Here is a 10,274-nt window from a genome sequence, read left to right on the forward strand (position 1 = left end):
GAGTGGATGATTGAAGACATCAATACGGAGCGCATGTCTTACTACCCCAATGACCCTCGTTAATACGGGTTAGCCGTTGTATCAGTGCTGGTGGCAGTAAGACTAAAGGTATTTTCACCAGCCTTGCGGGAGAAGTTGAGGCCGAACACACGGTAAAGTCGACCACTATGTATGCCGTAGGTCTTGATCAATGTGGCTTCCAGGTGGAAAAGTTTATTCAGCAGCTGAAAGCAAACCTTGCAATATATTACGCAAGATTTGCTTTTGCTAGCCAGTGACGTCGCTTCAATGGTGGAGCTTACCGATACTGTTTTTGGGTCAATGAGGGGGCAGATAATATCGAAGGCAGCAATAACAAGTTAATATCTGATAACGTACAATCAATCTCAACCGTAAAAGCGATTCACAGAGGAATAATCCGATGAGAGCAATAAACTTGGTGGCCGGCGCTTTGATGTTATTGCTGTTGACGGCTTGCCAAGCCAATCATACGGCCGCAGTTATTCAGCCTACTCTAACCGGTGATGACTCCATTACACCTGCTATGCAAGAGGGAGATTGGTGGATGGACCGGCACAAAGAAAAGCTGGCTTTGAAAGAGGAAATGAAACAGGTTGACTTGGTGTTTCTCGGGGATTCAATCACCCACTGGTGGGATGTTACCGGTAAAAATGACTGGCAGGCATTTTACGGTGATCGCAGGGCATTAAATATAGGATTTTCTGGTGATAAGACCGAAAATGTTCTATGGCGACTGCAGCACGGGGCCGTAGACAACATTGATCCGAAACTTTTGGTGATGATGCTGGGTACAAACAATGCCGGTCACAGGAGAGAGGCACCAGAGCTGACCGCCAGGGGCATTAAAGCGGTTTTGAATGAGTTGGAGGTGCGGTTGCCAAATACCAAAATACTCATGCTGGCAATTTTCCCAAGAGGAGAAACAGATGCAGATATCTATAGGCAGCTGACAATAGCGACCAATGATATCATTAAGGGTTATGCCGATAATAACAGGGTCTACTGGCTGAATATTAATGAGCACTTTCTGGATGGAAATAGAGTACTTAAAAAATCTGTCATGAAAGATCTTTTACATCCCAATCCCGATCAATATAAGGTTTGGGGGGAGGCGATTGAAGCTGAGGTCAGTAAGCTGATGGAAGGCTAGCCAAGTTGCCTCGCAGATAGCGTGTTGCCCTGTAAAATAATCGCCGGTTTAATCTATTTTACAATTGGATGCTGTGACTTACTCACAAGGCGGAAGGGAAGAATACCCCTCGGGGGACCGTATGAGGCATGGACGCCGATTACGAGCGTACAGGGAGGTATTCACAGCGTGTCCCGAGAGGAGGGTATTCTTTGCTTCCGACCCGGTAGTATGAGTGCCTGAAAATCCTCAATGGGGAAACAATTGCCCTTCAGTATCCGGGGCTGGGTATCAATTGGAGCGGGTTGCATGCCGGGCGTGTCAACATCGACATTGAAAACTTTTGAATAGAAAAGTGATATGACAGAGACAGCACAGCCTGTGTGGGGCAGTACGAATCCGGAAATCATGTCTGACAAGGTGCAGCGCTTCGGTTCCGTAATCGGTTTAAAACCCGATATGGAACAGCGTTACAGGGAGCTACATGCGGAGGTGTGGCCAAACGTTATTCGGCGTATAAAGCAGTCAAATATCCGTAACTACTCTATTTATATCACTGAAATCGAAGATAAGAAGTATCTATTCAGTTACTTTGAATACATCGGTAACGACTATGACAATGATATGCGGGCAATCGCAAATGACCCGGTGACCCAGGCTTGGTGGAAAGAAACCGATCCCTGCCAGCGTCAGCTGCCCAGCCGACGAGAGGGTGACAACTGGAGCCTTATGGAGCGCGTGTTTTTCAACTGATTACAGCTTTTTCAATAACAGGGGGCGCAGCAGCTTTGATAGGGCGCTATAGCCTGATTCATTAATATGAACGGCATCGCGCAATTTTGCTTGGTCCAGTTTTCCCTCTGCATCCAGCAGAACAGGACGGGTGTCGATAAACTCGACATATTCCCGCAGAGCGAGTTCTCTGAGTCGTGCATTGGTTTGTCTTGGCTCTGATTGTTTGTCCTTGCGCGGCAATATTCCCAGCAACATGATGTGTGTCAATGGGCTGCGCGCGTGAATCTCATCGACAATGACTTCCACCCCTGAAAAGATATCCGCAGGGCTGTTGTCAATGGACAGATTGTTGGTGCCAATCATGATGAGGGCAACTTTAGGGCTGATTTCATCGATCTCACCGTTTTGCAGTCGCCAGATAACATTCTCGGTTCTATCCCAGCCAAAACCCATATTGGTGACAGTTATGCCCTCAAAAAGTGTCTTCCAGGCGTCACTGCCCCAGGCTAGCGGGGCCTTAGGCTCCCCTCCAAAAAAGTGCGTGATTGAGTCACCCAGGTAGATAACTTCAGGGTTCAAGACTTCATGCCGCGCCAGGATCTCTTGGTGACGGGTTTCCCAGTCGTAGGTGGCATAGTCACGATTTTGGGTCACCGGGGTTGTGCTGTCGATGCTGGTGTCCACCAGTGCAGGACTGGCGGTGCAAGCCGAAAGCACCGTGAGTATAAGCGCACTCGCTGTACCAAGAAGAAGGCGGCCACCTCTCTTTAACGCATCCGCCATTGATATCCGCTGTTTCATTGTTCCACTCTTATCTTGCGGCAGCGCTTTTGGCCGTCGTCAGTTTATTATTTACGCAAACCCTGTTGTAGGCAGCCACAAAAGCATGGTAGTCTCATTTTTCAATAATTAAAATTCTTTTTGCATATAAAAATAAAGGTTGCGCCCTATTCTCAGGTGACAGCCCTATGCCGAAATTGCACAGTGAGGTTGTCCTTGCCGTATTTACGCCGTTTGCCCGCACTTCTTGCACTCTGCCTATTGGTGGGCTGTGCCGATATGGCCCCGGAGCCCTGCAGTACCGATATGACGGCCTGCGCTTACGCATCTGAGACCTCCGTCGAAGCCAAGCCCAGCAACAACAGTGCGATAGCTTATCCCGGTCCTGCAGGTGAGTGGCGCGGTTATGATCGCTACACTTTTACTATCCAAGGCCGCTCTGCCTATGTGGTCGCTCCCGAGGAGGTCGCCCCAGGCAACCCTTGGGTGTGGCGGGCAAGATTCCCCGATTGGCACCCCGAAGCTGACCTCATCCTCTTAGATCAGGGGTTTCATGTGGCCTATATGGATGTTTCCAATCTTTACGGCAGCCCCTCAGCGGTTGCTCTGTGGGATGATTTTTATCGCTACTGCACCGAGTCTCTCACCCTGGCGCCGAAGGTAGCCTTATCCGGTGCGAGCCGGGGTGGCTTGATTGTTTACAACTGGGCTGTGAAAAATACCGATAAAGTTGCCAGTATCTATCTGGAATCTCCCGTCAATGATCTTAAAAGCTGGCCCGGTGGGTTAGGGCAGGGGATTGGCAGCAAAGCGGATTGGGCACTGGCGCAACAGGCTTACGGACTCAATGAAGACGAATTAACCACCTACGCGCACAACCCGATCGACAATCTGCTGCCTATTGCCACAGCAGGGATTCCGGTACTGCACCTGGTGGATGACACAGACCAGGTGGTTCCACCCGCTGAAAACACCTATATGGTGGAGTCACGTCTAAAAGTGCTCGGCGGTAAGATCACAATTGTTCACAATCAGGCTGAGCCCAGAGCGCTGCAAGGGCATCACTTTCCCTTTGAAGACCCACAGCGCGTGGCCGAATTTATTCGCTACCACACGCTGACTGCGCTCGGGCCTTCTGCATTAGGAGATGAGCCGGACCCCTTCTTTGGTATTCGTGATGGCTTGGCGAACACCTACAGAAAATTCCAACAGGGCGGCAAGGCCAGAGTCGCTTTCCTCGGGGGGTCAATTACTTACAACCAGGGCTGGCGAACCCTGCTGATGAAATCGTTCAAGCAGCGTTTCCCGGCGGTGGATTTTGATTTTGTTGCGGCGGGCACTCCCTCTATGGGCTCTACCCCCGGAGCTTTCCGCTTGCAACGGGATGTCTTTGATTCCGGCCCGGTTGATTTGCTGTTTGTCGAGGCGGCAGTCAACGATGCCATCAACAATCGCACTGATCCTGAAGCTTTGCGCGGTGTGGAAGGTATTGTTCGCCAGGCCCGACGGACTAATCCAAACATCGATATCGTGCTGATGCACTTTGTCGATCCGGATAAAATCCGTGACTACAATCAGGGTCGTATTCCGAAGGTAATTCAACAGCACGAAGCTGTTGCAACGCACTATGGGTTGCCCAGTCTTGATTTAGCCAAAGAGGTCGCCACTCGAATTGGCCGTGGTGAGTTTAGCTGGGAGAAAGACTTCGTTGATCTGCATCCATCGCCTTTTGGGCAGAAGTTATACTTCCGCTCGATTCAGCGCTTGCTTAACAAGGCGTGGAAGGCGGCTGGCGATACGCTTGCCAGCCCACACCTTTTGCCCCAAACACCGCTGGATCCTTTCAGTTACAGCCAGGCTCAACTAATTCCTATCGAGACCCTCAAAACAGGTAGTGGTTTTACTTACGTGAAATCCTGGCGCCCAACCGATGGAGCGGCAACCCGCGAGGGCTTTGTCAAAGTGCCCATGCTAGTGGCTGACTCCCCAGGCGCCGAACTGCAATTCAGCATAGAGGGGCGGGGGGTTGGTCTGTGGATTGCAGCAGGCCCGGATGCCGGCGTGATTGAGTATTCCATCGACAATCAACCCGTGCGACGACTGGATTTGTTTACCGAGTGGAGTGGTGGCTTGCACATACCCTGGGCCTATATGCTCGATGCCGAGCTTGCTGAAGGCAAGCACAGTGTTTTCATCAAGGTCCGGCAGGAAAAAAACCAGCACAGCCGCGGTCATGCCATTCGCATCGCCCATGTGCTGGTCAATCAGTAATAAGCGGTAAAACCAATTTGGGATGAAGCTTTTGGGTATTAACCTTTAGCCGTATCCAGATACGAATGAAGCGGAGTATTTGAGTCAATAAAAGCAGTTACTACCGGGTCGGAAGAAAAGAGTGCCCCGCTCCCAGGACGCGCTGTGCATACATCCCTGTACGCTCGTAATCGGCATCCACGCCTTATACGATCCCGGCAGAGAGGTATTCTTCCCTCCTGCCTTGCTGGTAAGGATAGACGTTACAGGATCTAGTCATGTTAAACCGTTCCAATAATAAATACGCTAAATCAGGAGAGTCTACATGAGCCAACAGTCACACCTCCACTCCGGTTTCACCCGAACTCCCATCTACATGGCCGTTGCCCTGGCCTCATCACTGTCCTTTGACCGTGTGAGTGCGCAAGATGACATTGATGCCGGCCCGGAAGGTCTGGAAGAAATCGTAGTCACTGCGCAGAAAAGAACAGAAAATATAATGGAAGTGCCCATTTCCATCGGCACTTTCTCCGATGAAGATATCGACAAATCGGGCGTTTTGGATATTCGCGATATGGCCAACTATGTGGCCGGTGTCACCATTGGGGAGGGGCAGTTAACCCAGGCTGAGATCACCATACGGGGTATTACCAGTACCAATATCAGCTCCGGCGGCGACCCTTCGGTAGCCACCTTTTACGATGGCGAATATTTGCCGCGCACCGCCACCACGGTTGGTTTTTCCGATGTTGAGCGTGTGGAGATTTTGAAAGGCCCTCAGGGAACCCTGTTTGGCCGCAATGCGGCCGCCGGGGTTATTAATATTCTGCCGAAAAAGCCCAATGGTGAACTTGAGGCCTTTGTCAGCACAAAAATCGGTAACTATGGTTTGCAGCAATACGAAGCCATGGGTAACCTGCCATTGACCGGCAACCTGTTCCTGCGCGCCAATGTCATGACCAATGATCGCGATGGCTATGTGGACAACCTTGGCAATGGTGACGACCTGGGCATACAGAACAGTACAACCGCACGCTTGTCGCTGCTGTGGCAAGCCAGCGATACAACCGACCTGCAGCTGTCTTACGATTATGACAAGGTGGATCAGGGTGCCAATCCGGTGATTGGTGTTGGTCCCGCCGCCTACAGTACCGATCCATTTTCCGGTAAAACCTCGCACGATGTGATTGATGGTGGCGAAAAGCGCGATATGTACGCTGTGGGTGTTCGGCTAAACCACGAATTCAATAACCAGTGGTCGCTTAACTACAGCGCAACCACTCGCAATATTGAAACCACCAATGTCTACGACGAAGACGGCACGTCCGATATTACCCGCTACCTCTCAGCGGATAACTTCGAGGACTCGGAATCCCTGTATACCGAGCTACAAGTCAACTTCACTTCTGACGACTTAACGGCTGTGATGGGTGCGAGTTACAGTGGCAGTAAAACCGATCAGATTATTCCTATTAATTTAAGCACAGACGCTTTACACCGCTTTGTTACCACAGGCATGAAGGAAGACCCTGATTTAAAGGACCGCTATAACGCCGCTGGTAAGGATATTTCGGCCGTAGATAATTTTTGGAATCCTGATGATTGGGCGGTGTTGAGTGAGATACTGGCTGGTGTATCTCTGCCACAGACGGACCAATTTTACGGGCTGCTCAGTGCAGCAATTGAGGAACCTCTTTTTTTCGGTCCCTCCCATGCCGGCCAGTTTATTACTGAAACTATCTATAACAGCGGTGATTTCACCAGTTGGGGCATCTATACCGATATTGGTTACAGCTTTACTGAAAAGTTCGATATGTTCTTTGGGCTGCGCTACAGTAGTGACACCAAGGAATTCAGTTGGGAGACGCCGCTGGCAGATTTTTATGTGAACAACCCTGAGCTGGGAATCACCGACAATGCCATATTCCCAATGTTACCCAAGGTTAAAGCGGAGGAAACCTGGAGCAAAACCACTGGTCGTGTCGTTGCCAATTATAAACTCACCGAGGATATTATTACCTTCGCCTCCTACTCCACCGGATACAAGTCCGGTGGCTTTGATTCTCTCAATGTGACAACTGCGCTGCTGCCACTTGACCCCGAAGTGGTGACCAATTTCGAACTGGGTATAAAGGGGGACTTTTTTGATAATCGGCTTCGAGTCCAGGCCAGTGCCTATAACATGTCGGTCGAGGGCGCACAAAATGTAGTTCAGTCACAGCCTCCCGAGGCTTCTGTCGCTGCACCAAGACTCATCAATACCGATGTAGAGAATGCAGGCGTTGAATTCACTGTCGACTGGATAGCACTTCCGGATTTGCGTTTGTCATTAATCACCCAGTACATGAAGGCCGAGCAAACACCAGAGCAGTATTACGATGCACTCGGGGATCAGGTCGGAGGTGAGACCACCAAGGGGAAATCCAAACCTGAGGACGCATATACCTTCCGTATGGACTATACGCCAGAAATTGCTGTTGGCAGCATCAATTTTCACCTTGATTACATCTACAATCGTAATGACGCTACCTTGGATCTGAATTATTTGGACCAGTATGACGCTATTCCAGGCTACGGTGGAGATCGCCAGCGCCTTCACGGCCGTATCGATTGGTATAGTGACGACGACACTTATCAGGTCTCGCTCTGGGGTAAAAACCTTACCGACGAGGAGTACGTCAGTACCGTAGGGGGCTTTGGCCAGACAGAGTTACAGGCACCAATAGTGACTATTGAAGAGCCCAGAACCTACGGTGTGGATGTTCGCTATAATTTCTAAGTTACAGGAAAAATAGATAAGGAACCTGTGATCAACCTGGTATTATTGTTCGATCACATAAGTCGCTCTAAATACCAGCTTTCCACTCAATAACTGGAGAGGAAAGCTGGCAAAAGAAAATTCAGTTAGTCCATACTCCGATACTTCAGGTGGGTCAATGTTAAGGAGAAGCCCCGGGCTAATTATTACTGCACGTAAAGAGCATTTTTGCCTTACCAGTAACTTAGTATCATTCGCCTCAGAGACAGAAATGAGAGCATCTTCCAGATACTCTGGCATACTACCGGGTCGTAAGGAAAGAATACCCTTCTCCCAGGACACGCTGTGAATACATCCTTGTACGCTCGTAATCGGCATCCATGCCTCATACGGTCCTGGGAGAGGGGTATTCTTCCCTCCTGCTTTACTAGTAAGTGCCTGCCTGGTGCACCAACTGGAGATCAATCTTGACGGCCTGCTCTTTAAAAATGATCTATTTCCAAGTTAAATAGAAATTCGCCAAAAATAAATGTGTGACCATGGTTGTCGGTATTTGTATAAAGAGATTCCAATTTCTATAAATGGTTGCATTAGGACAGAACTATTTTATAAGTAGTGGTCTGCTGAAAGATTGTTCGGTATTGGTTGGTAAGATTATAGTGCAAAATCCGGATTAACCGGACATCATTGGAAGAGAATTAAAGGATTGAAGCATGTGCACATATATAGCAAAAAGAATTTCCAAAATAAAAATCCGTATGAATAGTATATTGCTCATTGTTTTATTTTCCTTGCAGTTTGGGTTGGATAGCATATTTAATATCAGTCGAGCTGGTCAAGATGATGTGCTTCTGAGGGAATTTGAGGTAATGGCTTATTTACCATATTGGGGTTATCTTGATGATGCTGAAGGCAACCCCGGTTATACCAAGTACCACTACTCTGATATTAGCACAGTCTTTATTCTGGCCACCATTCGCAAGCAATCCGTTTTGGAGAATAAAGGGCTAATATACGGGGAATCTGCCCACGACATTTCCAACCAGGTAGATTTCGAGTCCATGGTGGCTTACATGCGCGATGAGGCTCCAAACCTTAAAATTCTACTGTCACTGTCCGATTTACATAACAATTCTACTGAACGAGCGGAATCAGCAGAACTCGTCAGTGACTTGAATCGCAGAAAAACGATCCACTGGCTGATGGAAAATTATGTTGATAAATATGATTTGGATGGTATAGATATAGATTTTGAAGATGCTTCCCTGGACTCGGATTACATGGGGGTCAATTATTCGAAGTTCATAAAAGAGCTGTCCAGGGCAATGCACAACCGGTCTGCAAGAGGAAGAAAAAAATTAGCAACCGCGACCTTGGCAGGTGGCGATTATAGCAGATCTACTATAACGAACGATTTTGTCAGTAGCATTGATTTACTTGGAGTTCAGACTTATAGCGCAGACAAGATGGATTATTTGCGATATAACGAAAATCGCGATATGAAGCGAGATTTTGAAAATTGGACATCACGTGGTGTGCCAGCTAACAAGCTCGCTTTCGGATTATCCATGTGGAGTAAAGTAGCGGATCCATCAAAGAGGCATGGCCTTCAGTTACCCACAGCGGGCACTTCAAACGGGCGGAGCTGGATAAGTCAACTCAAGCAAGAATCCAATGACGATTATAGGGCGTACCTCACCTCGTCTTTTAACACGCCTGGGTTTCCAGCTGCTTTTGAACAGCGATACAGCGGCTTGTATGAAATCAGACGTAGAGCTGAATGGGTTAAAAGTGTTTCAGCCAGAGGCGTTTTCTGCTGGGAGCTGTCGAAAGACCCCGCAAGAAAAGATGTACAGCAAAGACCCTATTCATTGCTGCGAAAATTAATGGACTGGAAGAGGAATCCTGATGACTATTTGCCAATAGTCGCCTACACAAAAAATGACTATTATGGCTGGGGAAGCTCTATTGCGGGCGGATTTCATTCCCTAACTGCGGATGAGTACAACTGGATTGGCATCTATGAATTCGACACGACAGAACCCTACAACATAGGTGCATCAACTGGTTTTTACCAATACCTCCCCAATACCTCAAGTGGTGAATACACGTTACCAGTCTCAGTTGCAAATGCACTGGAATCCAATAAAATGTATATCCTACGTATCTCAAACGGAGCTGGAGGTATTGGAGAATCTGTTTTGGGCACCAGCCACCCGTTTTATAGGTTATAAAAAATCATACAGGGGAATCACTGATTACTTACAGGTAGACTGCTGGAAGGATGTTGTTCATCAAGTGTCTCGCAAGCTCGTTAGCGAAAATCAAATAGTAGATTGCCAAAATCCTGCAGTAAAAACAGAATCTGCAACCCAAACTGGCAAAATATCGTGCCGATGCCTACTGGGGAGCAGTTTGTCTGCCAACCTACCTCTAAGGCTGAGTAGTTCGGGGAGTGTCAGCCAAGCCAATCCGTAAGGTGCAGATAAAAAATTCAGAAATGGCGCATGGGACTCGACCTTTAAGAGGGTGTTCAAAACTCTGTGTCAGCCAAGTAGCCTCATAGGCTGATATATTTCTCCAGGCGATCCGGGAAGTGAA

At 48.5% G+C, this 10,274-nt stretch carries 6 protein-coding genes; 5 read left to right on the forward strand and 1 reads right to left on the reverse strand.

What is annotated here, in order from left to right:
- Positions 1–421 precede the first annotated feature (421 nt).
- On the forward strand, positions 422–1,171 hold the full coding sequence (locus Q1A48_RS04415; protein WP_299941719.1) for a GDSL-type esterase/lipase family protein: 750 nt from the start codon (positions 422–424) through the stop codon (positions 1,169–1,171).
- Positions 1,172–1,510: 339 nt separating this feature from the next.
- The gene (locus Q1A48_RS04420; RefSeq protein WP_299941722.1) at positions 1,511–1,903 is read left to right on the forward strand and encodes an L-rhamnose mutarotase; all 393 of its coding nucleotides are present in this window, start codon (positions 1,511–1,513) and stop codon (positions 1,901–1,903) included.
- Here Q1A48_RS04420 and Q1A48_RS04425 read toward each other — a convergent pair whose 3' ends face one another.
- Positions 1,904–2,686 carry a GDSL-type esterase/lipase family protein gene (locus Q1A48_RS04425; protein WP_299941725.1) on the reverse strand — a complete coding sequence of 261 codons (783 nt, stop codon included), beginning with the start codon at positions 2,684–2,686 and terminating at the stop codon, positions 1,904–1,906.
- A 195-nt stretch (positions 2,687–2,881) separates the two neighbouring features.
- Here Q1A48_RS04425 and Q1A48_RS04430 point away from each other — a divergent pair, with 195 nt between their 5' ends.
- The 3 genes from Q1A48_RS04430 (at position 2,882) to Q1A48_RS04440 (ending at position 9,907) form a co-directional block, all read left to right on the forward strand.
- Positions 2,882–4,936 (forward strand): GDSL-type esterase/lipase family protein, encoded by a 2,055-nt coding sequence (locus tag Q1A48_RS04430; RefSeq protein ID WP_299941727.1) that lies wholly within the window; start codon positions 2,882–2,884, stop codon positions 4,934–4,936.
- A 304-nt stretch (positions 4,937–5,240) separates the two neighbouring features.
- Positions 5,241–7,694, forward strand: coding sequence for a TonB-dependent receptor (locus tag Q1A48_RS04435; RefSeq protein WP_299941730.1), 2,454 nt, complete (start codon positions 5,241–5,243; stop codon positions 7,692–7,694).
- Between the two features lie 692 nt (positions 7,695–8,386).
- Positions 8,387–9,907, forward strand: coding sequence for a glycoside hydrolase family 18 protein (locus Q1A48_RS04440; protein WP_299941733.1), 1,521 nt, complete (start codon positions 8,387–8,389; stop codon positions 9,905–9,907).
- Positions 9,908–10,274: the final 367 nt, after the last annotated feature.

Origin of the sequence: uncultured Microbulbifer sp. (genome assembly GCF_947489355.1) — a bacterium.
Taxonomy (GTDB): Bacteria; Pseudomonadota; Gammaproteobacteria; order Pseudomonadales; family Cellvibrionaceae; genus Microbulbifer.